Origin of the sequence: Virgibacillus siamensis (assembly GCF_900162695.1) — a bacterium.
GTDB classification, from domain to species: domain Bacteria; phylum Bacillota; class Bacilli; order Bacillales; family Amphibacillaceae; genus Lentibacillus; species Lentibacillus siamensis_A.
Window position 1 is genome coordinate 197,691 of record NZ_FUIH01000007.1, and the last position, 21,487, is coordinate 219,177.

The 21,487-nt window shown below is 40.8% G+C and carries 24 protein-coding genes and 1 pseudogene; 18 read left to right on the forward strand and 7 right to left on the reverse strand.

The features are described from left to right. Window positions 1-3: 3 nt before the first annotated feature. From B1K71_RS04650 to B1K71_RS04660, 3 genes are all read left to right on the forward strand, one after another. On the forward strand, window positions 4-2,139 hold the full coding sequence (locus B1K71_RS04650) for a heavy metal translocating P-type ATPase (protein ID WP_077330027.1): 2,136 nt from the start codon (window positions 4-6) through the stop codon (window positions 2,137-2,139). Between the two features lie 24 nt (window positions 2,140-2,163). After that, complete coding sequence (locus tag B1K71_RS04655; protein WP_077324833.1) at window positions 2,164-2,775, forward strand: YdhK family protein; 612 nt, start codon at window positions 2,164-2,166, stop codon at window positions 2,773-2,775. A gap of 132 nt (window positions 2,776-2,907) precedes the next feature. Then, window positions 2,908-3,342, forward strand: coding sequence for a cell wall hydrolase (locus tag B1K71_RS04660; protein ID WP_077324834.1), 435 nt, complete (start codon window positions 2,908-2,910; stop codon window positions 3,340-3,342). A 47-nt stretch (window positions 3,343-3,389) separates the two neighbouring features. On the opposite strand, the pseudogene B1K71_RS04665 reads toward B1K71_RS04660, so the two are convergent. The 4 genes and pseudogenes from B1K71_RS04665 to B1K71_RS04680 form a co-directional block, all read right to left on the reverse strand. Then, window positions 3,390-3,729: pseudogene (locus tag B1K71_RS04665) on the reverse strand (aldehyde dehydrogenase family protein); the annotation flags it as partial. A gap of 15 nt (window positions 3,730-3,744) precedes the next feature. Further along, window positions 3,745-4,206, reverse strand: a complete 462-nt coding sequence (locus tag B1K71_RS04670; RefSeq protein ID WP_342742111.1) for an NAD(P)/FAD-dependent oxidoreductase — start codon at window positions 4,204-4,206, stop codon at window positions 3,745-3,747. Window positions 4,207-4,243: 37 nt separating this feature from the next. Continuing rightward, entirely contained in the window at window positions 4,244-4,606 is a 363-nt protein-coding gene (locus B1K71_RS04675) for a Rieske (2Fe-2S) protein (protein WP_077324835.1), read from the reverse strand. A gap of 1 nt (window position 4,607) precedes the next feature. Beyond that, window positions 4,608-5,678 carry an amidohydrolase family protein gene (locus tag B1K71_RS04680; RefSeq protein ID WP_077324836.1) on the reverse strand — a complete coding sequence of 357 codons (1,071 nt, stop codon included), beginning with the start codon at window positions 5,676-5,678 and terminating at the stop codon, window positions 4,608-4,610. A gap of 500 nt (window positions 5,679-6,178) precedes the next feature. Between B1K71_RS04680 and B1K71_RS04685 the strand changes: the two genes are divergently transcribed. The 14 genes from B1K71_RS04685 to B1K71_RS04750 all read left to right on the forward strand — a co-directional run bounded on the left by B1K71_RS04685 (window position 6,179) and on the right by B1K71_RS04750 (window position 16,336). Next, complete coding sequence (locus B1K71_RS04685; RefSeq protein WP_077324837.1) at window positions 6,179-6,850, forward strand: DUF421 domain-containing protein; 672 nt, start codon at window positions 6,179-6,181, stop codon at window positions 6,848-6,850. Window positions 6,851-6,951: 101 nt separating this feature from the next. Continuing rightward, window positions 6,952-8,142 (forward strand): DUF763 domain-containing protein, encoded by a 1,191-nt coding sequence (locus B1K71_RS04690; protein ID WP_428848865.1) that lies wholly within the window; start codon window positions 6,952-6,954, stop codon window positions 8,140-8,142. Window positions 8,143-8,317: 175 nt separating this feature from the next. Next, window positions 8,318-8,797, forward strand: a complete 480-nt coding sequence (locus tag B1K71_RS04695; protein ID WP_077324839.1) for a DsrE/DsrF/DrsH-like family protein — start codon at window positions 8,318-8,320, stop codon at window positions 8,795-8,797. A gap of 41 nt (window positions 8,798-8,838) precedes the next feature. Next, window positions 8,839-9,135, forward strand: a complete 297-nt coding sequence (locus tag B1K71_RS04700) for a rhodanese-like domain-containing protein (protein WP_077324840.1) — start codon at window positions 8,839-8,841, stop codon at window positions 9,133-9,135. Between the two features lie 21 nt (window positions 9,136-9,156). Next, a complete protein-coding gene (locus B1K71_RS04705; protein ID WP_077324841.1) occupies window positions 9,157-10,287 on the forward strand; it encodes an MBL fold metallo-hydrolase in 1,131 nt (376 codons plus the stop codon). 66 nt (window positions 10,288-10,353) lie between these two features. Beyond that, window positions 10,354-10,581 carry a sulfurtransferase TusA family protein gene (locus B1K71_RS04710; protein WP_077324842.1) on the forward strand — a complete coding sequence of 76 codons (228 nt, stop codon included), beginning with the start codon at window positions 10,354-10,356 and terminating at the stop codon, window positions 10,579-10,581. A 49-nt stretch (window positions 10,582-10,630) separates the two neighbouring features. Next, the gene (locus B1K71_RS04715; protein WP_077324843.1) at window positions 10,631-11,419 is read left to right on the forward strand and encodes a sulfite exporter TauE/SafE family protein; all 789 of its coding nucleotides are present in this window, start codon (window positions 10,631-10,633) and stop codon (window positions 11,417-11,419) included. A gap of 98 nt (window positions 11,420-11,517) precedes the next feature. Next, window positions 11,518-11,778, forward strand: a complete 261-nt coding sequence (locus B1K71_RS04720) for a metal-sensitive transcriptional regulator (RefSeq protein WP_077324844.1) — start codon at window positions 11,518-11,520, stop codon at window positions 11,776-11,778. 36 nt (window positions 11,779-11,814) lie between these two features. Beyond that, on the forward strand, window positions 11,815-12,381 hold the full coding sequence (locus B1K71_RS04725) for a class I SAM-dependent methyltransferase (RefSeq protein WP_077324845.1): 567 nt from the start codon (window positions 11,815-11,817) through the stop codon (window positions 12,379-12,381). Between the two features lie 121 nt (window positions 12,382-12,502). Beyond that, window positions 12,503-13,150 (forward strand): hypothetical protein, encoded by a 648-nt coding sequence (locus B1K71_RS04730; protein ID WP_139343300.1) that lies wholly within the window; start codon window positions 12,503-12,505, stop codon window positions 13,148-13,150. Next, complete coding sequence (locus B1K71_RS04735; RefSeq protein WP_077324847.1) at window positions 13,150-13,908, forward strand: cytochrome c biogenesis CcdA family protein; 759 nt, start codon at window positions 13,150-13,152, stop codon at window positions 13,906-13,908. Before B1K71_RS04730 ends, B1K71_RS04735 begins: the two co-directional genes overlap by 1 nt. 18 nt (window positions 13,909-13,926) lie before the next feature. Next, a complete protein-coding gene (locus B1K71_RS04740; RefSeq protein WP_077324848.1) occupies window positions 13,927-14,541 on the forward strand; it encodes a TlpA family protein disulfide reductase in 615 nt (204 codons plus the stop codon). A gap of 36 nt (window positions 14,542-14,577) precedes the next feature. Then, window positions 14,578-15,261, forward strand: a complete 684-nt coding sequence (locus B1K71_RS04745) for a response regulator transcription factor (protein WP_077324849.1) — start codon at window positions 14,578-14,580, stop codon at window positions 15,259-15,261. After that, window positions 15,254-16,336 (forward strand): sensor histidine kinase, encoded by a 1,083-nt coding sequence (locus B1K71_RS04750; protein WP_245799163.1) that lies wholly within the window; start codon window positions 15,254-15,256, stop codon window positions 16,334-16,336. The genes B1K71_RS04745 and B1K71_RS04750 overlap by 8 nt, the downstream gene beginning before the upstream one ends. Window positions 16,337-16,547: 211 nt before the next feature. Here B1K71_RS04750 and B1K71_RS04755 read toward each other — a convergent pair whose 3' ends face one another. Further along, the gene (locus B1K71_RS04755) at window positions 16,548-17,615 is read right to left on the reverse strand and encodes a sulfotransferase (protein ID WP_077324851.1); all 1,068 of its coding nucleotides are present in this window, start codon (window positions 17,613-17,615) and stop codon (window positions 16,548-16,550) included. 250 nt (window positions 17,616-17,865) lie between these two features. On the opposite strand from B1K71_RS04755, the gene B1K71_RS04760 reads away from it, so the two are divergent. Continuing rightward, window positions 17,866-18,462, forward strand: a complete 597-nt coding sequence (locus B1K71_RS04760) for a TetR/AcrR family transcriptional regulator (protein ID WP_077324852.1) — start codon at window positions 17,866-17,868, stop codon at window positions 18,460-18,462. Between the two features lie 254 nt (window positions 18,463-18,716). Here the strand turns inward: B1K71_RS04760 and B1K71_RS04765 are convergent, their stop codons facing one another. Together B1K71_RS04765 and B1K71_RS04770 are read right to left on the reverse strand one after the other, a co-directional pair. Beyond that, a complete protein-coding gene (locus B1K71_RS04765; protein WP_077324853.1) occupies window positions 18,717-19,898 on the reverse strand; it encodes a DHHW family protein in 1,182 nt (393 codons plus the stop codon). Between the two features lie 30 nt (window positions 19,899-19,928). Continuing rightward, the gene (locus B1K71_RS04770; protein WP_077324854.1) at window positions 19,929-21,353 is read right to left on the reverse strand and encodes an MBOAT family O-acyltransferase; all 1,425 of its coding nucleotides are present in this window, start codon (window positions 21,351-21,353) and stop codon (window positions 19,929-19,931) included. Window positions 21,354-21,487: the final 134 nt, after the last annotated feature.

The window sequence follows — 21,487 nt, forward strand, 5'->3', positions numbered from 1 at the left end:
ATTATGGCAAATCACGATGAAAAACATCAAACAGAACATGACCACCAACACAACCAGGAACATAATCATCACAGCCATGGTGGTCATGCAGAACACAACACCAAAACCCATGATCATGATCAGCACAACCACCAGGAACACAATCATCAAGGACATAACCATGGTGATCATGGCGGCCACAATCACCATGATCACGGGGATATGGTTAATGACTTCAAAAAACGATTTTATATTTCGTTGATTGTTACGATTCCGGTTCTAATTTTGTCACCAATGATACAGCAGTTTATTGGTGTTGATTGGCGGTTTACGAATGATCAATATATCTTATTTGCTCTATCAACATTTATCTTTTTCTATGGCGGATGGCCATTTATTACCGGTGGGATTAGTGAATTAAAAGATAAAAACCCCGGAATGATGACACTAATAGGACTTGCTATCGTGGTAGCTTATGTATATAGCTCCCTGACTGTATTCGGATTGGAAGGGAAAGACTTTTTCTGGGAACTTGCCACCTTGATTGACATTATGCTGTTGGGGCACTGGATAGAAATGCGTTCTGTAATGGGGGCATCCAATGCGCTCGAAGAACTTGTTAAGCTTATGCCCAGTGAAGCACATAAATTGAATGAACATGATGAAGTACAGGATGTCCCGGTTTCAGATTTGACACATAGAGATCGAGTCCTGGTAAAGCCCGGTGAAAAAATCCCCGTCGATGGAGTAATTCTGGACGGTAAATCTGCGATAGACGAATCGATGCTTACCGGGGAATCTGTGCCAGTGGAAAAAAATATAGGTGATGAAGTAATCGGTGGTTCCGTTAATAATGAAGGATCGCTTACAATACAAGTTGAAAAAACCGGCAATGATTCATACCTGACCCAAGTTATTACATTGGTAAAAGAGGCACAGGAATCAAAGTCCAGAACTCAGGATATTACAAACCGAGCGGCGAAATGGCTGTTTTATGTTGCCTTGGCGTCCGGTCTTATTACATTGATCATCTGGTTACTTATCGGGTATTCGTTTGATGTTTCCCTGGAGCGAATGGTTACTGTTATGGTTATTACATGTCCGCATGCACTGGGATTGGCGGCACCTCTTGTTATTGCAGTTTCTACATCTATAACTGCTAAAAATGGATTACTGATTAGAAATCGCGCTAATTTTGAAGGTGCAAGAAATCTGAATGCAGTTGTTTTTGATAAAACAGGTACACTGACAAAAGGTGAATTCGGAGTGACAAATATTGTTCCGAATAAACAGTATAAGGAAGAAGAAATCTTAAACTGGGCTGCGAGCCTGGAGCAGAACTCAGAGCATCCGATTGCTGCAGGGATTGTAAATTCCGCAAAAGAAAAAAAGCTGAAGCTCAATAAGATAACCGATTTTGAATCCATTATCGGAAAGGGAATCCAGGGAATAATAGACGGCAAAAAGGTCAATGTTGTCAGTCCCGGATATGTTGATAACAATGGTATGGAATATGACCGGCAACTATTTAATGAAATGTCTGAAGAGGGAAAAACGGTCGTATTTGTATTAATTGATGATGAATTAGTTGGCATGATTGCCTTGGCTGATATGGTCCGGGAAACAGCCAAAGAGGCAATTGACTCCTTGAAAGAAAAAGGTATTCACTCAATCATGTTGACAGGTGATAATGAAAAAGTTGCGCACTGGGTTGCTGAACAATTGGATATTGACGAAGTATATGCAGAAGTGCTGCCGGATAAAAAAGCAGACAAGGTGAAGGAAATTAAGGCAAAAGGCTGGAAAGTTGCCATGACTGGTGACGGGGTAAATGATGCTCCCGCACTGGCAACAGCCGATTTAGGAGTAGCCATTGGCGCCGGAACTGATGTGGCTATGGAAACAGCGGATGTTGTCCTTGTTAAAAGCAATCCGAATGATGTTGTTTCTTTAATCGATTTATCGAAAAAAACCTACCAGAAAATGATTCAGAATCTATGGTGGGCAACCGGATATAATATATTTGCAATCCCGCTTGCGGCAGGGATTTTAGCTCCGATTGGGGTTGTGTTAAGTCCTGCAGTTGGAGCGGTATTAATGAGCTTGAGTACGGTGGTCGTGGCGATTAACGCACGATTGTTTAACTATGAAAAACAATAACAAATAAATTGGAGGAGAATTAATATGAAAAACAAAAAATTATGGTTGGGCATCGTTCTAATATGGTCCGCTTTTTTTCTAGCTGCATGTGGCGGCGGAAATAATGAAACTGGTGCGGAAGGAAATGATGCAAATCAGCAAAATACAAGTGAGGAATCATCCTCTCATTCACAAGGTAATATGTCTGAGCATATGTCCAGTTCAGGGAAAGTCCCGGCTGGTTTGAAGAAAGCAGAAAACCCTAAATATGAAGTTGGAAGTAATGCGATTATTAAAGCCAAGCATATGCATATGAAGGGGATGAGTGGTGCGAAGGCAACCATTGCAGGAGCATATGACACAACAGCCTATACGGTTTCATTCACTCCGACAAATGGCGGTGAGCCGGTAAAGAACCATAAATGGGTTATTCATGAGGAACTGCTTGTTAAAGACCCGGGAGATGCCACATTGGAACCAGGCACTGAAGTTACCTTGAATGCAGGTCATATGAAGGGAATGGCAGGAGCAGCAGCCGTCATTGATTCAGCGAAGGAAACTACTGTATATATGGTTAACTTCACTCCAACAACCGGTGGGGATAAAGTTGTTAATCATAAATGGGTTGTCGAAAGTGAACTTGAACCGGCTGAATAAAGACGATATTGTTGGTCCTGTAGTTGAAAAAACTTTTTAAAACAGGTAAAGGCTAAAAGGACTTAAAAAAGGAGCACTATTAAGTGACATTAAGGCAAGCTTTTCTCCATACAATATTTTGGGGTGAGAAAAATGCCAAGGGTAAAATACACAAATTCTGACGTAGCCTTAGTGGCAAGGATGTTGAGAGCAGAAGCTGTAGGTGAAGGGAAACAAGGAATGTTGTATGTGGGAAATGTAATAGTTAATCGGGCTGTAGCGGATTGTTTAGATTTTACGGACGTACGAACAATTCGAGATGTCATTTTTCAAGTGCAAGGAGGAAATTATTCGTTTGAAGCTGTTCAAAAAGGCAGTTTGTTTTATAAAAGGGCAAGAGCTGTTGAGAAAAAATTAGCAAGAAAGAATTTGAATTACTGGAGACAATACCCGGCGCAATACGCTCTTTGGTATTTCAATCCATATGCACCATGTCCTCCAACATGGTACGGTGAGCCTTTAACCGGTCGTTTTAAAAATCATTGTTATTATGAACCGGCTGCCGGGACATGTCCCAGTGTTTATTGAATCTTTAGATTAGATCCCGACTTATTGTATAGGATTGATTTGTATGGTTAGAACCAGTTGAGCGGTGATGGTTTTGTGTTTTCGAAAACATGTTCGACTTCCGTATACATGTCAAGCCCCTGTTTACCCAATTCACGGCCGATGCTGGATGATTTATAGCCGCCCCATGGAGCTTGGGCGAAATAGGGGTGGAAGTCATTGATCCAGACGGTCCCCATCCGCAATTGACTGGCTACTTGTTCGGCTTTCTTTAAATCTGTTGTCGATACAGTCCCGGCCAATCCGTATTTGGAGTTGGACAGCTTGCTGTTCCGTGCAAAAGCGTTCAATTGTTAATAGGGGGCCAAATGTTTCTTCCTGGACGATGCGCCTTTTTCTGTTTCTATTGTAACATCAAATCAATCATGCGCTGCCTAATACACGTGTGCTGTGTGGCAGCTGAACCTTTGACCTGGGGTTAATGTAATGTTTAGCCTGACTTATCGCGACTGGCGCCCCGCCAAAGCCGGTGGCAATCAGTTTAACTTTACCTTCGTAGGTTGTAATATCTCCGGCGGCGTAAATTCCCGGAATATCGGTTTCCATTTTCTGATTAACAACAATAGAATTTTTCTCCAGTTCCAATCCCCACTCTTTAATAGCTCCAATGTTTGAAAGAAACCCGTGATTAACCAGCAGGGCATCGACTTCTAGTTGTTCGGCGGCATCTCCTTTAGGTTCTTTTAAGGCAACGGATTCGATACGATCGTCATTACCAATCAATTGATCAATGGCCATAGGAGTTTTGATTTGGACATTTGTTTCTTGTAATTGCTTGACACTTTGTTCATGAGCCCTGAATTGATTCCGGCGGTGGACGAGCATGGTTTCTTCAGCGATGTCCTAGAGCATCAGAGCCCAATCAACCTTTATAAACGATGACATTTTCGTCTTCTATACGCACATTAAAACTTGGGATTTTTTTATCGGGGTTGGCAAGCATTCGTCCTTCATTTTTAATATCAAATTCCCTGCCATGCCAAGGACAACGGATGATTTCACCGTGATGACAATAATCATATTGCCCCGGCCTGCTGTTAACAGTCGTCGCCCCGCACATCATTCCTTTATCAAGCGGAGCGCCCTGATGAATACACTGGTTCAAAAATGCATAGAATTCCCCATCTGGTGTGCGACATACCAATATCGTCTGCTTACCAAATGTTGCTTTCATCATGTCCCCCGGATTTATATCAGCAGTTTGGCATACAATTTGTTCCTTCATGCTATTCATCCTCCGCTTTCGCCAGTTTCGGGTAAAAGTTTCTGGCGTTCTCGGCGAAAATCTTTTGCTTAAGCTCTGAATCCATACGTGGTAATGCTCTATGCGGAGAGTCGTAGTCCCAATGTGGATAATCAGTTGAGAAACAAAGCATTTCATCTGTACCCATCTGTTCAATAAGGGAATAGAATTCCTGTTTTGTCAGTTCTTCTGCAGGCTGAGTTGTAAAACGAACCTGATCTTTCATAATGTCACTTGGCTTTCGTTTCAGCCATGGGACTTCATGACGCAAATCCCGAAATTGCTGGTCCATTTTCCACATCAGATGCGGAATAAAAGTAAAGCCGCCTTCAATCATCATAAGACCAAGATTCGGGAATTTCTCAAATACACCATTGAACATCATGCTGGTAATTTGCTTCATGTGCGCTGTAGGAATCAACGTATGCCACTCAATAAAGTAGCGTGGCCATTTGCCGTAATAGACAGGTGGCTCATTATGGTGCATACCAATCATTAAGTTATGTTTCTCAGCTGCTTCAAAAATTGGGTGATAATATGGTTCACCCCACATAATGTCATCTATCGGCAGTAATACCTGCACCATTTTGGGATGAGAGCCTACACGTTCAATTTCTTTAATCGCTTCATCACGGTCCTGGGCAGCAATATGAACAGAACCGTATAACCGTTTATCCTGATCGAGCCAGGTTTCAATTTGCCAATCATTATAGGCTGTTGCTAAGGCCGTCGCCATTTCATGCCAACCATGCATCGAGGAAGGGGATGGATCCAGGGCTCCGGTCAAAATTCCAGCCTCATGACCGATTTCATCGAGCAATTGTCCCTGCATGAAATTTAAGTCCGTGCCTGCAGGTCTGCCATCCGGAAGTGCTGCATCAGCCCGATCGACTCCTGCAACTGTCGGCTGTGTATATGGCATATGCTTTTCCTGTATCCAGTGGCAGTTTTCAATGTAATGTCTGAACGGTTCATCCAGCTTATCAACAATATCACTATATTGAGCACGTTCATGAATGTCAGTATCGATAATTGCCATTTTGTTATGACCCATAATTGATGGCCTCCTTGAAACATTTTTCGAACAATTGAAATAGTATCAGACCTTTTGAATTACTCCAAATCCACTCATAGCGAATGAGAGGCATTTAGGTCATTCAGTGAAGCTCAGTCAAGCTCAGTGACGTTCAGTGGCATTTTTTTGTTTTAAGGTTATCCATAACAGGATATATAAAAAAGAAAAAATCTCAGAAGAAGGATTATGAGCATGGTAAGGGGCTGTTTTTAACGAATAATCAGTTCTGTTCAGTTGTTGTCCTGCTGATGGGATATTCCTTTTATAAAACTGCTAATAAAGAAGTTAAGTTGAGACGCGAAAAACAAAAGCTTGATAGAAGGACTTAATCTTCTTTCAAAAATAGTAATTTAAGGCTGGATACTGTCCTCGTAAACGTTGTCATATCCCCGTTTACGGGGGTATTTGGTATCAATTTACGATGCTTTGGCTATTATAGTAGAATAAATACTATTTTTGTCAGGATAGGATGAAAGAATATGGATATAGCCGGTGTCATGGTTAAACTTACAGTAGGATTTATTGCTCTTTTTACAATTACAAGGTTAATAGGTAAAACACAGATAAACCAATTAACTCCTTTTGATTTTATATCATCACTGGTGTTGGGTGAATTCGTGGGAGCAGCAATATATGAAGAAAAAATCCATGTCTGGATGGTGTTGTTTACCATTATCCTTTGGGGTTTATTGGTATTTGGGGTTGAAAAAATTACACAAAAATTTCGTTCCACAAGAGGGGTTCTGGAAGGGAACCCCTCTATTGTAATCAGGAACGGTAAAATAGATCAAAAGGTTCTTCGCAAGAATCATATGGATATTAATCAGATTCTAAGTCTGCTGCGACAAGAAGGAACTTTTTCAATACGGGAAGTTTCTTATGCGATTTTGGAACCAAACGGTACCATTAGCGTGCTTAAATACCCTGAATATGATGCCCCAACCAACAACGATTTGGATTTATCTCCAGCGGTTCCAGGGTTGACATTTACGTTAATTAGTGAAGGGAAGATTGATAAGCCGAATGTGGAAGCTGCTGGATTTGACAGAGAATGGCTGGAAAAGGAACTGGATGAATACGACGGATGGCAGCCTGAAGAAGTGTTTTATGCCGAGTGGAATAAACAGGATGGTTTTTACGCCATAAAATAAGGCGTGTTGGTAAAAGTCCCCAGGTAAAAGTTGGTCCTCCATATAAGGTACAGGCAATGATAGAATAAAAGGGGAAAGAAGGTGATCGCATGAGAACAGGTATAGCAAACTCTCCCCTTCACGGAGGCCATTGCCCGCCTTGGTTATTCACAAAAATGAAGGAGTTAGGTGCGTCTATTGTTCAGACAATGGTAATGGAGTATGGAACGGAGGAAGTGTTGCGAAGACTTTCGGACCCGGTCTGGTTTCAATCCTTTGGAAGCGTGTTGGGATTTGACTGGCATTCATCCGGTTTAACAACGGTTGTATGCGGAGCACTCAAAGAAGGATTACGGCAGGCACAGGGTGAGATGGGACTGTTTCTCGTTGGTGGAAAGGGGAAGGCTTCACGAAAAACCCCAATAGAAATTATGGAAGCTGGTGAAAGGTATGGTTTATCAAATGATATCGTTCAATTGCAACAGACCAGCCGTACAGTCGCCAAGGTGGACTCTGCCGCGGTGCAAGACGGTTACCAGCTATATCACCATTTTTTAGTTTTTGATCGTTCCGGAAATTGGGCTGTCATTCAGCAGGGAATGAATGATAAAAATCGCTATGCACGCCGATATCACTGGTTAAGCGAAGAAGTGAAAGATTTTACGAATTCCCCTCAAAAGGCTGTGTGCGGCGTTCGGAAGAAAAATGTACTTAATTTAGTATCCGGGCAGAATCAGACAACAAGATTGGCCTCGGTTGAGGTCTGTCAGGAAAGGCCGGATGACATTAAAGAAGTCTACAATGAAATTATTACGCTCAATGTTGAGAAGAAAAATCAGGGCCCACAGCAACTTAGCCTGTTTGATGAAGGGATGTGGGGTGAAAATGAAACCACGCCCGACAAGGAAAAACGTTCGACTCCTTTAAGTTCCGTCTTAACTATGCCTGAAAGTCATCCCATTCCATCGCCGCGCTATCTGGACAAGATTTTATATAAAATTTATGATAAACCGCCTGAGACTTATCAACAGTTGCTGGAGACGGAAGGAGTGGGGCCTGGTACATTACGGGCATTGGCTATGGTGGCAGAGGTCACACATGGTTCGCGGCCATCCTTTGAAGATCCTGTTCGATATGCATTTGCGCATGGCGGAAAGGATGGATATCCTTTTCCTGTTCAACGCGGAGATATCACGCAATCCCTTAACGTTTTAAGGGAGGCAATTGAAAAGGGAAAAATAGGGGAAATGGATAAATTAAAATCACTAAGAAGATTAGCTAAGCAGGAAAATTTAATTGGTGGTAAATCTTAAAGTGATATGGTTTCAATTAAAAATAAACGTTTGACAAAATACCTACAGGGGTATATAGTATGATGTATCATGTTTTCAATAAGGGTTCGGTGCAAATGCGAACCCTGTTTTTAAACATTTTACAATACCTATACGGGTATGTGTAATATAATGAAAAGGAAGGATGGTCGTATTAATGGAAGGAAAGAAGAAGACAACAATCGTCTTGTTCAGTGGTGACTATGATAAAGCAATGGCTGCATATATCATTGCAAATGGCGCTGCCGCTTATGATCATGAGGTGACGATTTTCCATACCTTTTGGGGATTAAATGCGCTTCGAAAAGAGAATCAGGTTTCAGTAAAAAAGAAGTTTCTGGAAAAAGCGTTTGGAAAATTAATGCCAAGGGGCACCAATAAAATGGGTTTATCCAAAATGAATTATTTGGGTATGGGGCCAAAAATGATTAAAAATGTGATGAAGAAACACAATGCGATGCCATTGCCGCAGCTAGTAGATATGGCACAGGAGCAAGGTGTAAAACTGATTGCATGTACGATGACGATGGATTTGCTTGGTCTACAAAAAGAAGAATTGCTGGATGAAATTGAGTATGCAGGAGTTGCTGCATATATCGGCGATGCCGAAGAAGGCAATATTAGTTTATTTATATAGAAAGCAATGTTAATCAGAACGTAAATTTGGAGGGAAAAGAATTGAAGGAAATTAGTGCAAAAGAATTGGCGGAAAAAGTGAACGCAGGTGAAAAATTACAATTGATCGATGTTCGGGAAGACTTTGAAGTGGCAGAAGGAATAATTCCCGGTGCACATCATATTCCGCTGGGCGAACTTCCGGACCGACTTGATGAACTGGATATAAACAAGCATTATTTTATGATTTGCCGTTCAGGGGGTCGCAGTGGCAAGGCATGTACCTTTTTAAACGGTAAGGGGTATGATGTGACCAACATGACGGGCGGCATGCTCGATTGGGAAGATAAGGTTGAGTAAATATACAAGGGAGGTAAGAAGATGTCTAAATCAATGACGGTTCAAGAACTTGCAAAAAGGATTGTGAATCAGGAAAGAACTTTTATTCTGGATGTAAGAAATAAAGATGAATTTGAAAAATGGAAGATTGAAGGCAAGACGATTGAGGTTGTCAACATGCCTTACTATAACCTATTGGATAGTGTTGAACCTGTGTCCGACTATACGGACAAGGACCGGGAAATAATTGTTGCCTGTGCAAAGGGCGGTTCCTCTCAGATGGTGGCTGATTTACTCGAAGATGCAGGTTTTACAAATGTATATAGTCTGGAAGGGGGGATGAAAGCTTGGAGTGAACACTTGGAACCTGTGAAAATAGGGGATTTGCAAGATGGAGGAACACTTTATCAATTTGTGCGTCTGGGTAAAGGCTGCCTTTCGTATTTTATCGAATCCAACGGGGAAGCAGTAGTTGTTGATGCAGCCAGAATGACTGGAGTTTATGAACAATTTGCTAAGAAGCTTGGAGTGAAAATTAAATACGTTATCGACACACATTTGCATGCAGATCACATTTCCGGTGGAAGACATCTGGCAAAACAGGCGGGAGCAGCGTATTACTTACCGCCCAAAGATGCGACAGAAGTGACGTTCGATTTCACCCCGGTGGAAGAAGGTTCTGATATTACAGTGGGAGATACGACGGTTGACGTGCAACCCATCTATTCTCCGGGACACACAATAGGCAGTACCTCATTTATTGTGGATGAAACGTATTTGCTGAGCGGCGATACATTATTTGTGGAATCAATAGGCCGCCCGGATTTGGCCGGATTAGCGGAAGACTGGGTGGATGATCTTCGTGAAACGCTCTATCACAGGTACAGAAACCTCTCGAAGGATTTGATTGTACTGCCCGCACATTATTCATTTGCAAAGGAAATGGGGGACGGCGGTAAGATTTTTGCCCGTTTAGGTGCTTTATACAGTGAAAATTCAGGACTTCGAATAGGAGATGAGAAGGAATTTAGAAAAATGGTGACTGAAAACCTTCCACCTCAACCGAACGAGCATGAAACCATTCGAAAAACAAATATGGGCAAAATAAATCCCGATCAGGAAAAGCAAAAAGAAATGGAAATCGGCCCAAACCGTTGTGCAGTAGCTAGGTAAAGTGAACCATTGATCGGAAGGGCTAATTGCCGGATAACAGGAAATTATTTATGGGAGGAATTGAAAATGGAAGCAACAAAATTATTAGATGCAAAAGGATTGGCTTGTCCAATGCCAATCGTAAAAGCGAAGAAGGCTATCGGAGAAATTAATTCTGGTGACGTATTGGAAATCCACGCTACAGATAAAGGATCCAAAAGCGACCTGACTGCATGGGCAAAATCGGGCGGTCATGAACTGCTGCAAGATACAGAAGAAAATGGTGTTTTCAAATTCTGGATCAAAAAGGCATAAAGATGACCAATCCAGCTTTGGGTCCCCTCGTATCGGGGGGATATTAATTATGGAATACAGTATTATTGTTATTTTAACCATTTTTCTTATAGGATTCATTGGTTCCTTTATTTCTGGAATGGTTGGTATTGGCGGCGCCATCGTTAATTTCCCGATGTTATTGTATCTTCCCGCTGCTTTAGGGGTGGCTGATTTTAGTTCATATGAAGTGTCGGGGATTACAGCTGTCCAGGTGTTATTTGCAACAATTGGCGGTGTCTGGGTTTATCGAAAAGGCGGTTATTTAAATAAAATTGTCATTGGTTACATGGGAATTAGTATACTGATTGGAAGTTTTGCCGGTGGATTTATATCTTCTTATATGACGGAAGCTGGAGTTAATCTTGTTTATGGGGTTCTGGCATTACTTGCTGCAATCATGATGTTTGTCCCCAAAAAGGAATTGGATGACACTGCACTGAACACGAATGATTTCAACCGCTGGCTTGCTGCTTCACTAGCGCTGGTTGTCGGAATCGGTTCTGGCATTGTTGGTGCAGGCGGGGCATTTATTCTGATGCCTATCATGCTGCTTGTGTTGAAAGTTCCAACTAGAATTGCAATCGCCTCATCCTTGGCAATTACATTTATTTCGTCAATTGGCTCAACTACCGGTAAAGTGTTAACGGATCAAGTACTACTTGTTCCGGCAGTTATCATGGTTGTAGCGAGTTTAATCGCCTCACCATTGGGTGCAAAATTCGGGAAAAACGTAAACACAACGATTTTACAATCGATTCTGGTTATCTTGATAGTTGCGACTGGAGTTAAAGTCTGGGTGGATATTTTCAGTGGTTAAGTATAAATCTCACTATGAATACTATTATTTTGCAATCATACGCAGAGGGGTATATAGTGAAAGTGACTATGATTGGTTAAAAAGAAAGGGTGCCTCCAATGAACTATGATGATCAGGTAAAGAATAGAATTAAACGTGTTGAAGGTCAGGTCAGGGGATTGTTGAAAGCGATGGACGAAGGAAAAGAATGCCGTGATGTGGTGAATCAGATGACAGCTGCCAGAAATGCACTTGACCGAACTGCGGCTTTAATTGTCAGCAGAAATTTGGAGGAGTGTATTCGTGAGGAGAAGGAATCCGGAAAAAGTTCTGAGGATTTGATTAAGGAAGCGGTAAACTTGCTTGTGAAAAGCAGGTAACCAACCGATAAGCTGCTTGTATGGAAGGTGATAATTATGACTGACAAACGTTTTAACCCGGAAAAAGCACATAAGCTGATGAGTGCAGATCGCAGGAAGAAATTACCGCCAGATGAAGTAATAAAGTATATGGACTTGGAGCAAAATCATAATGTTGCTGACCTTGGTGCAGGTACCGGATACTTCACTATTCCGATTTCTAAACAAACAAAAGAAGTGTATGCCGTAGATATAGAACCGAAAATGTTGGAGATGCTGAAGGAAAATGCGGCAGAAGAGGGGCTTAAAAACATTCACTATGTTGAAAGTGATTTGGATCATATCCAACTGGAAGACAATTCTGCAGATTGGATTATGTGTTCATTTGTAATTCATGAGGTGCCTGATGTCAACCAAACACTTCAGGAAATAAAACGGATTTTGAAGCCGGATGGACAGTTGTTCATGATTGAGTGGGAAGCTGTGGAAACCGATTCAGGACCGCCATTGAATCATCGGATTCCGTCCGAAAATCTGATGAAGTCATTGGAACTGAACGGTTTTCACGCTGAATTGATTCAATTGAACCCAGAAAATTACGCATGTAAAGCCGTGCCTAAATAAATGTCTGATAAGCAATGGAGGGAATAGTAAAGCCTTCATTGCTTTTTTAATAAAAGATATTCATCAAATTTTCACATTGGTCAAGTAGTATATGGTGTGTACTGAAAGGAGGTATCACTTGGTGGCAGCGGCAGGTAAATTAATGTCTGTCGGGATAATCGTTTTAAGTATCGCAATCGGGATTATTAGTTTGATTATTTTTGGCAGGCTTTCAAAGAAGCATCGAAAAAACTATTTGGAAGAAATTACTTCACACTTCATTAATCTTATAATCTTTATCTGGGCAGGAAAAATCATCTTGAATTTTCGTGTTTTCATGGTAGATCCACTGTCCATACTAGCTTATCCAAGTGATTCGAAGTCATTTTATCTGGCTGTATTTTTCAGTACGGTGTTGTTTTTTTATAAGTCTTCAAAGTGGCAGTTAGATACTCTGCTATTCCTGGAATCTTTCCTGCTTGTACTGCTGACGGCGTCATTTGTATATGAATTTATCCAATACATATGGAACGACAACCAATTAGCATTTGGATATCTGATGTTGCTGGCAGTGCTTTTGTTCATCTTTATTTTTACCCTGAACCGCTTTTCGTCGAGTACATTAATACTCGTGATTTTGACGGTCTGGTTTATAGGGGTATCGTTATTGCTTTTTATTCAACCGTTTGTGACTGTGTTCAGCTACATGATTGCACCATGGTTTCTGGGTCTTATATTCATTACCGGTTATTTATATATTCTATATTGTAAAAGAAAGAGGAGATTGTAATGGGTGGAATCGAAGCAGACACTATGTTAGTTGTTGGAATGTTTTTGGCAATGGGCGCTGGTGCATTATCCTTTCTGTCACCGTGTGTGCTGCCAATTTTCCCGGCATATATGTCGTATATTACCGGTATTAGTGTGAAAGAATTGCAGGGAGACAAAAATGCGAAAATACGCCGTCAGCTTTTAAGTCATTCGCTCATTTTTTTGTTTGCAGTTTCCCTGGTATTTATTAGTTTGGGTGCGAGTGCTTCCATTTTAGGTCAGTGGGCGAAAGATTTGCTTATTGGTAAATCCGGATTGCTGATTCAACGGATGGCCGGAATTTTAATTATTGTGATGGGATTTTTTGTTGCCGGTTGGTTTACCATCCCAACACTGATGAAGGAAAAAAGGTACCAATTTTCCAAAAGACCAGCAGGGTATATCGGAACATTTTTTATTGGATTGGGTTTTGCAGCGGGGTGGACACCATGTATAGGACCGATTTTTGGGTCGATTTTGCTTTTAGCTGCAAGTAACCCTGGTCAGGGTGTGTTTTATACGGTCATGTATGTAATTGGTTTTTCGTTACCATTTCTTTTGTTGACGTTTTTTCTTGGCTCAACAAAATGGATTGTCAGACACAGCCAGATGATTATGAAAGCCGGGGCAGTGATTATGATCATTATGGGACTTGTGTTGTTTTTTGGGATGATGCCGCGTATTACAGGTTTTCTGCTTAATCTTGTGCAGGATACATGGTTGTCTGAATTAGGATAATTAGGAGGAGAAGTAATCGTGAAAAAGTCAATATTTGTTGTGATAATTGTTGGAATGTTTGCCTGGGCTGTGTATGTTTTTGCCGTCCCTGCGGATAAAAATACGAAGACATCAACAGACAAAACAACAACCGATTATGAATCTGAAACGGAAACCGCTTCGTCAAATGAACAGGGTGAATCTGCTGGAAAAGTTGCCGAAACTGGTGTGATTGGTATTGATGTGGGTGATACTGCACCCGATTTCCAACTAGAAACACTAAGTGGGAAAAAAGTAAAACTGTCCGATTACAGGGGAGGTCCTGTTATGCTTAATTTCTGGGCTTCATGGTGTCCTCCATGCCGTGCGGAAATGCCGGATATGGAAAAACTCCACCAAAATAAAGATGTAACGATTTTAGCTGTTAACCTCACGGAATCGGAATCCGGCAAGGGAAATGTAAAGGAATTTGTAAATAAATATAATTTGACCTTCCCAATACTTCTGGATGAGGAAGTCAGGGTTGCAGCAATGTACCAGATACGCCCAATCCCAACTACATTTTTCATTGACTCTGAGGGAGTAATCCAGTATACAGCGTTTGGTGCCATGAATTATGAGTTAATGGTTCAGGAGCTTGAGAAGATAAATTAAAATACAATATAGTACAATCGACTTGAGGTGGTCATTGTGAAACAAACCATTCTAGTGGTTGAAGATGACAAAATGATACGAGAACTAATAACTATTTATTTGAATAAGGCGGGATATGATATCATCGAGGCTGCAGATGGGGAAGAAGCGAAGCAGGCTTTTCTGACGTATCACCCTTGCCTGATTGTTCTTGATTTAATGCTTCCCAAGACGAGTGGGGAGGCATTCTGCACCTGGGTCAAGGAGCAGGAACGAAATGAAGTATCTATTATCATGGTTTCGGCAAAAGCACGCACAAATGATAAAATCAATGGCTTGAAAATGGGGGCAGATGATTACATAACGAAGCCGTTTGATCCAGAAGAGCTTGTTGCCCATGTAGAGGCTGTTTTACGAAGGACAGGACAGTTCTGTCAAAAAATAGCCTACGGAGGACTTTGCATTAAACCGCGCAAAGGGGAAGTAGTTCTATTTGACAAACAACTATATTTGACGAAACACGAATTCAATTTGCTTTATTATTTCATGGAAAACCCGAACGTTGTTCTATCAAGGGAAGATTTGATTAATCAGTTGTACCCGTATGCTGATAAATTTATAATGGACCGCACAATTGACGCCCATATTAAAAAGCTTCGTGAAAAAATAGAGGACAAACCATCTCACCCTGAACGAATTTTGACTGTACGGGGAATGGGGTATAAATTTGCTGATGAATAAACTGAGAAAAAACTGGATGCCAAAGCAGTTCCTATGGCGCCTATCCATCACGAATATGATTGTTATTACTGCATTTATCCTGCTAAGCGGGTGGTCCATTTATAATGCAGCTTGCTCCCTGGCTGATGGATTGGGTTCGATGAACGAACAGAAACAGGAAAAGTTTAATGCTGTTCTTTTTCAATATTTGTGGTTTTTCAGCATTGGCGCAATTGTAATCGGAAGTTTGATCCATTTTTATATTACCAGGAAATTGATTGAGCCTATAAAAAAGCTAATTGAGTCGACGAAACGTATGAAGACAGGTCACTATCCAGGCCCAATAGATGTGAAAACCAAGGATGAGACGGGGCAATTGATTGGTCATTTTAACGATTTGGTTCAACAGTTAAAAGTGAATGAACAACATCGCCAAAAAGTTATCTCAGACCTTTCACATGAATTCCGGACTCCTCTGTCAAATTTAAACGGTTATTTGAAAGCATTATGCAATGGTGTGGTTGATGGCGATGTAAAACTGTACCAATCACTCTATGACGAATCACAGCGAATTACCAGTATGGTTAAACAATTAGAGCAATTGAAGGAATGGGACTATATTTCGAATCAAACGTTTTTGGAGAAAAAGCCGGTCGATATGCAACTTATTCTCACAAAATCAGTTGAAATGTTTCATTGGACACTGGAGAATGCGGGTATGTCAGTCGAGTTTAATACTGAACACGGAGTTATCAATGCGGATTCTATCGGCATATCGCAGGTTATCGATAATCTGCTTGATAACGCCATTCAATATTATGGTGGAGAAGGTCCGATTTTTATTAAAGGGGAAAGACTGGTTGATAGATACAGGGTGTCAGTAGCTGGAACGGGTCAAGCAATTCCAACCGAAAATCCGGACAGGTTATTTGAACGTTTTTATCGGACGGACACATCCAGAAGTTATCATTCAGGTGGAACAGGATTGGGGCTTGCCATCTCCAAGGAAATCATTGCACATCATGGTGGGGAAATTGGTGTGTGGTCAGACAGGGATTTCCATACATTTTGGTTTACATTGCCACTATGGAAGTGAAACCCTATTTCCATTTCGAGCGTTCGTGCGATCTGCCCAAGCAAGCTTTCGCCGTTTCTTCTTTACCGCGGCCGGCTGGTGAGCCCCTTGTGCTTGGTGCTCGTCGCACTTCGGTGTCTCACCTATGCCTTTCCCCCGCTAATTTCCTGATTGTTCATCTTTTGAATTACAAACTTTTGGTATGTCCCAACCCTTTAGACATTATCGTTAATCAAATATACTCCAGTAATTTCAACGCTGGTTCACTTGCTTCTTCAAGCTTTTTCCGTTTTTCCGCTGGTAAATCCGGCCAAGTATCCGGTTTTGCCCGAATCGTAGAGGCACTTAGCTTGACCCACTTTTCATCTTCCTCCCGAGTAGATGATGCTGGTTGTATAAACTGAATGATGCGCCGGAGTTGATCATGCGGCATTTCTATAAGCGATTCATATCGAAGGTGAAGCACCTGCTCTGATGGCAGTTTGCCAATACTTTTAGCGGCTGAAATCAAGGATGAAGATAAACTTTCTCCCAAGACATCATATGGCATTTCATATTGATTGAACTGCTCCAGGTTAAAGTAATCCGGGTGTAACCATTTGAATTCCCCCAAACGGGATGCGTCGCTGTTTGGGTCTGTTGGGTCCTCTCCAGTGGCTTCCTTGGCCTTTTTTAATGCTGTCCCTAATTTAAAAGCCTGAAAGCGATTGAACGCCATGGCAGTTTCCCGGACATCACGGTATAAAAATATAAACTTAGCATCTGGAAACATATCAATTAAACGATCCACGAAATAGACTGAGACTCCGGACCGTTCAACGCAGACATCCCTATTGTATCTTTGCAGCAGCCAATCAAATAGGCGCCGGTATTGGCGGTCAAGCCGATCTTCCGGAAATTGTGTAACGGCTGATTCCAATTCTTCATATAACTCATCGGGTTTTTCCGATATGTGGGGAAGCGTCATAGCAAGAATAGCTGGCACTCCGGTTTTTAAATTAAACCGTGATGTATCCGAAATCTTATATAAAAATTCTTTAAGCCGAACTCCTTTTTTGATGTAAGGTTCAATATTAAGAGGCTCCTTTTTTGAAAGAAGGTCCCAAAATTGTTTCCCATCCCATCTTTCCAGTGACAATCCGGGCCAGTTGTTTGCTTCCGGATCAGGACCGGAATCATTCATATTGATAGATAATAAGAATTCTGAAAGACTAAGGATATTGGGATGCAGATTAATACAATTTGAAATAGCTGTTGAACCGCTTCTTCCTGTAGAAATAATAAAAACCGGCTTTGTCATATTACCATCTCCTCAAATTGGATTTTCATAATAATTGATTGCAGGACTTTTATAATCCTTTTCCTATACAAATTTTGAACATAAGACTTTGGAATTGATTATTATGAACTAGGTGTTTGTTTATCAACACTCTGTATATTATCATTATAATAACGACTATTAATTGGTTCAATAATCAGTTTTCCAGCTTTTGTTGATTATTGAACAAAATAAACAAAGTGTCGATAAAATATAAAAAAGGGGTCTTTGCATGGCTAAAAAAGAGGATCGACGTATTAAAAAATCAAAGCAATCGATTAAAAAGGCATTTATTAATCTTATTCATGAGAAAGGATTTGGGGCTATCAGTGTTCATGATATCGCTGAAAGGGCTGATATTAATCGTGGAACATTTTATTTACATTATAAGGATAAATTTGATCTGTTCGAAAAATACGTAGATGAATTACTAAATGAACTTATCGTGACGATTGAGTTATCGAATCAGGAAAAAGAGCTGATTAGCCAAAGGGAAATAAAGGAAAGAGACTACATCGAATTTTTCAATCACTTTCAGAAACATGCATGCTTTTATAAAGCTATGTTTAATTATAAGGGAGATACGTATTTTTATAACCGTTTTTTTGATGTTTTTAAAAGCCATTTTTGTAAGGAATTTAAAGAACTTAAAATCAATGACGAACAATTAAAGGTAGATAAGGCCTTTTTGATTCATTTTATGGTTTATGCCCATTTTGGCAGCATCAATTATTGGCTGGAAAGTGATATGACAGATTCACCTGAAACAATGGGGGAACAATTTAATACGTTACTTAATGCGCTTATTGCCGGAATGAGTCAGGATTAACTGTGGATGAAAATTAATCAAGGGACTGATCCGGTTTGGACAGGAACGCGCCGAAGAAAGCGGCGGCCCCGCCGAAGGAACCACGGAATGCGCCGAAGAAATTGGCGCCCCCGCCGAACAAAGTGGAACCCCCGCCGAAGAACCCCCGACTTGCGCTGAAGAAAGCTGCCTATTCAGATATTATTTTACCCCGCTCAATCCGTAAAAGATGATCGCCAAGTTTTTCAGCAGCCTCTTTGGACAGTCTCCGGGGTCTATTTGCTGCCTTTAAAATCCCTGACACTGGATTTATTAACCAGCGTATTGGCATTATGAATAAATAAAACATCGTCAATGTTATGCTTATTTGCATATTTGTAAACATTTATGTCGTTATGACGCTGATCAAGCATATGAATTTCCTTAAAATTACGGGCCAGGAATGGAATCATTGGATGTGCATAGGAATCTTTTAATACTAATAACTTGCGACCATCCGGATTATTCGGATTTTCAATCGTTACTTTCGGCAGACTTCCCCCTAAGTATGCTTTATACCGTGGTGCAAATACTTTATCGGATTTCAGATATTTTTTCACGTAGAATTCCCGGTCACAAGATCCTTTGAAACAAATCTTAAAGGGTTTCTCCTTAAACTTCGGCTGTACAATAGGGATTCTGTCCGCTTTTTTGACGTACGCTTTTCCGGTTTTACGTGCATAGGTTCCGTAAGATGGTTTTTTGCTGTCTTTCCATGTATACTGATTTTTTGGGATCGGCTTTCCAACATCGGGATGTTTTTTGGCCATGTTGTTGATAATCGATCTGTAGGCATAATACGCCGCTTTCGGTTTCCAGTGATGATCCGTATAAAAGTACATGTTTTTTTCGTCCATATGTCCTTTAATTGCTGACCGAAGATCCATGGCATGAACCTGATCCGAAAAACGTTGCATCAACTTGTCTGTCATCTTTTTTCCGTGGCTTTCCAGGTAATCCGGCAACTTATCCCGCATCATGATTGTTTTATGGGGAACAAGCCCAAAATAAACATCAATGTTTTGTTTGTTTATCTCTTGCGTGAATGAATTGATTTCACCTGCTGCTTTTTTTGGCGGGATCTTTTGCTTGTTAATCGGCTCAATCAGATAACCGTCTTTTGATACGTAGATACCATTGACAACTTTCTTCTTTAATACATGTTTATCGATTCTTGAATTTGCCCGGATCCACTTATTTCGTAAAATGAATTGATCGTTGAAATATTGATTGAACTTTTGAAAATAATCTCCGAACATCATTCGGCTAAGGGACAGATCGGGGCGCTGTTCCAGTTTTCGGTTTTCCATCATGGATGTATCTTTATCGGCGGTTGTTAAAGTTCCTGCTCCAAACGTAAAGATAAATAATAGAAAAAAAGCAATCATGACCAAGTCACTAAGTTTATGCTTTTTCATCAATGAACCCTCCAGCTGCTGAGCTTGTTATTAAAAGCGGAAATAAATAAACGGATTAAATGTATTTGAAATCATGAAAACGACGGATAAAAGCAATACAACCAGGTAACTGCCGGTTGCTGCAAACCGATATCCCGCTGAACGGATCTCACCGGATTGTTTTGCTGTGTTTTCCAGCCATGCACAAACCTTTTTTAATAAAGGAGTTGAAGCGATTAGTGCAATGATGAGGATAACGCCGTTTTCAGCTAACTGATAGGAGGCGTCAATTCCCCAGCCATTGCCTTGAAGACCGAACATTGATCCTAAGTAGGAAAAAGCATAAGAAAATGAATCGGAACGGAAGAAAACAAAACCTGTGACAACGATAAACATTGCATAGATGTGCGCAAACACACGCTTGGACTGCTTTAAAATCTTCCCGAGAAATGCTTTTTCCAGCATAATAAATAATCCATTATAAGTACCCCATAACACAAACGTCCAGTCCGCACCGTGCCATACCCCGGTCAGTGTCCAGACAATCAACAGATTGAGGTAAGTATGCACTTCCCTTTTTCGGTTGCCGCCCAATGGGATATATACATAATCACGAAACCATGTACCAAGAGATATGTTCCAGCGGCGCCAAAATTCACCGATGGATTTTGATATATACGGATAATTGAAGTTCTCCAACAGGTCAAATCCAAACATCTTTGCAAGGCCAATTGCCATATCGGAATAACCCGAAAAATCAAAGTAGATTTGAAATGTATATGCAATAATACCGATCCAGGCCAGTCCTGTGGAAAAATCAGCCGGGTTTTGGGCGAATATCTGATCTGCAATGCGGCCGCAACTGTCCGCAATGATTATCTTTTTTCCAAGTCCAATAATGAACCTTCGTATTCCGTATGCAAACCCTTCAATTGTTTCGTGCCGTTCTTTGATTTGGGCTGCAATTGTTTGATAACGAACGATTGGTCCCGCAATCAGTTGAGGAAACAGAGCAATATAAAGCCCTACGTTAAAAGGGTTTTTTTGCGCCTTCCCATCTTTTCGGTACACGTCAATTACATAACTGATGGACTGAAATGTAAAAAATGAAACACCTATTGGCAGTGGAATATCCGGAATTTCAATTGATATGGACAATAGCGAATTCAGGTTATCAACCAGAAATTGAGCATATTTGAAAACAACCAGAATGCTAAGGTTGGCAACAATCATTACAGCCATTATCCATTTTAATTTTACGGAAGAATCCCGATATGCATCGACAGCCAGTGCAAAAATATAGTTCATGCCGATTGACAACAGCATGATCACAACTAATACTGGTTCACCCCATGCATAGAAGAACAGACTGCCGGCAAGCAGGAAGTAGTTCTTCAAGAAGCGCGGAGCAATAAAATATGTAAACAGCATGAAAGGGAGAAAAAGAAATAAAAAAACCGGCGAGCTAAATACCATAACATGACACTCTCCAGACGAAATGATTCAACTATAAAGAACAGTCGGAATCCTGACTCTTCTAAAGGGCTTCGGAGTACTTTTGTAAAAGGTGTATGCTGAACAAAAAAACGTGATTTTTTTACTATCTTTTA

What these genes read in the sequence shown, in the direction of transcription:
- B1K71_RS04765 (WP_077324853.1), bottom strand. Translation starts at nt 19,898, where the DNA reads ATGAAAAAGCATAAACTTAGTGACTTGGTCATGATTGCTTTTTTTCTA.
- B1K71_RS04660 (WP_077324834.1), top strand. Translation starts at nt 2,908, where the DNA reads ATGCCAAGGGTAAAATACACAAATTCTGACGTAGCCTTAGTGGCAAGG.
- B1K71_RS04670 (WP_342742111.1), bottom strand. Translation starts at nt 4,206, where the DNA reads ATGCTCGTCCACCGCCGGAATCAATTCAGGGCTCATGAACAAAGTGTC.
- B1K71_RS04705 (WP_077324841.1), top strand. Translation starts at nt 9,157, where the DNA reads ATGTCTAAATCAATGACGGTTCAAGAACTTGCAAAAAGGATTGTGAAT.
- B1K71_RS04710 (WP_077324842.1), top strand. Translation starts at nt 10,354, where the DNA reads ATGGAAGCAACAAAATTATTAGATGCAAAAGGATTGGCTTGTCCAATG.
- B1K71_RS04685 (WP_077324837.1), top strand. Translation starts at nt 6,179, where the DNA reads ATGGATATAGCCGGTGTCATGGTTAAACTTACAGTAGGATTTATTGCT.
- B1K71_RS04755 (WP_077324851.1), bottom strand. Translation starts at nt 17,615, where the DNA reads ATGACAAAGCCGGTTTTTATTATTTCTACAGGAAGAAGCGGTTCAACA.
- B1K71_RS04680 (WP_077324836.1), bottom strand. Translation starts at nt 5,678, where the DNA reads ATGGGTCATAACAAAATGGCAATTATCGATACTGACATTCATGAACGT.
- B1K71_RS04655 (WP_077324833.1), top strand. Translation starts at nt 2,164, where the DNA reads ATGAAAAACAAAAAATTATGGTTGGGCATCGTTCTAATATGGTCCGCT.
- B1K71_RS04760 (WP_077324852.1), top strand. Translation starts at nt 17,866, where the DNA reads ATGGCTAAAAAAGAGGATCGACGTATTAAAAAATCAAAGCAATCGATT.
- B1K71_RS04735 (WP_077324847.1), top strand. Translation starts at nt 13,150, where the DNA reads ATGGGTGGAATCGAAGCAGACACTATGTTAGTTGTTGGAATGTTTTTG.
- B1K71_RS04725 (WP_077324845.1), top strand. Translation starts at nt 11,815, where the DNA reads ATGACTGACAAACGTTTTAACCCGGAAAAAGCACATAAGCTGATGAGT.
- B1K71_RS04650 (WP_077330027.1), top strand. Translation starts at nt 4, where the DNA reads ATGGCAAATCACGATGAAAAACATCAAACAGAACATGACCACCAACAC.
- B1K71_RS04695 (WP_077324839.1), top strand. Translation starts at nt 8,318, where the DNA reads ATGGAAGGAAAGAAGAAGACAACAATCGTCTTGTTCAGTGGTGACTAT.
- B1K71_RS04720 (WP_077324844.1), top strand. Translation starts at nt 11,518, where the DNA reads ATGAACTATGATGATCAGGTAAAGAATAGAATTAAACGTGTTGAAGGT.
- B1K71_RS04750 (WP_245799163.1), top strand. Translation starts at nt 15,254, where the DNA reads ATGAATAAACTGAGAAAAAACTGGATGCCAAAGCAGTTCCTATGGCGC.
- B1K71_RS04715 (WP_077324843.1), top strand. Translation starts at nt 10,631, where the DNA reads ATGGAATACAGTATTATTGTTATTTTAACCATTTTTCTTATAGGATTC.
- B1K71_RS04770 (WP_077324854.1), bottom strand. Translation starts at nt 21,353, where the DNA reads ATGGTATTTAGCTCGCCGGTTTTTTTATTTCTTTTTCTCCCTTTCATG.
- B1K71_RS04675 (WP_077324835.1), bottom strand. Translation starts at nt 4,606, where the DNA reads ATGAAGGAACAAATTGTATGCCAAACTGCTGATATAAATCCGGGGGAC.